The sequence below is a fragment of the Falsihalocynthiibacter sp. BN13B15 genome (genome assembly GCF_041205415.1).
Taxonomy (GTDB): Bacteria; Pseudomonadota; Alphaproteobacteria; order Rhodobacterales; family Rhodobacteraceae; genus Falsihalocynthiibacter; species Falsihalocynthiibacter arcticus.
The window spans coordinates 1-311 of sequence record NZ_JBGFCE010000117.1 but is presented as its reverse complement, the minus strand read 5'-3'; the positions used below and the strand labels follow the sequence as shown (position 1 = coordinate 311).

Sequence of the window (311 nt, the reverse complement as noted above, 5' to 3'; positions counted from 1 at the left end):
ATGCGTTGCATCGCGGCGCCGGTTTTTGACATTCATGGCGAGGCGCTTGCGGGGATCTCTGTTTCGGGACCAACGTCGCGGGTTGGTGTCGCGCAAATTCCTGAGTTAAGCGAGGCCGTCTTGGTCGCCGCGAGAAATTTGTCGGCTTCAATTGGCGGTAAATCCTCTAGGAGCTGAGTCAACTCCCAGATGGGCGAGGGCGGCTTGTTATTCGCTTCTGCGCGCTTCCTTCACCCACGCAACGATGATTGCGCGGGATTCTTCATCCATCTGGATTGCATTGGGCGGTGGCATCGCGTGGCTCACGCCTG

At 58.2% G+C, this 311-nt stretch carries 1 protein-coding gene; it reads left to right on the top strand.

Annotation, left to right across the window (positions count from 1 at the left end; translation table 11 throughout):
* Window positions 1-177, top strand: a complete 177-nt coding sequence (locus tag AB9F26_RS22455) for an IclR family transcriptional regulator C-terminal domain-containing protein (RefSeq protein WP_369769146.1) — start codon at window positions 1-3, stop codon at window positions 175-177.
* Window positions 178-311 lie beyond the last annotated feature (134 nt).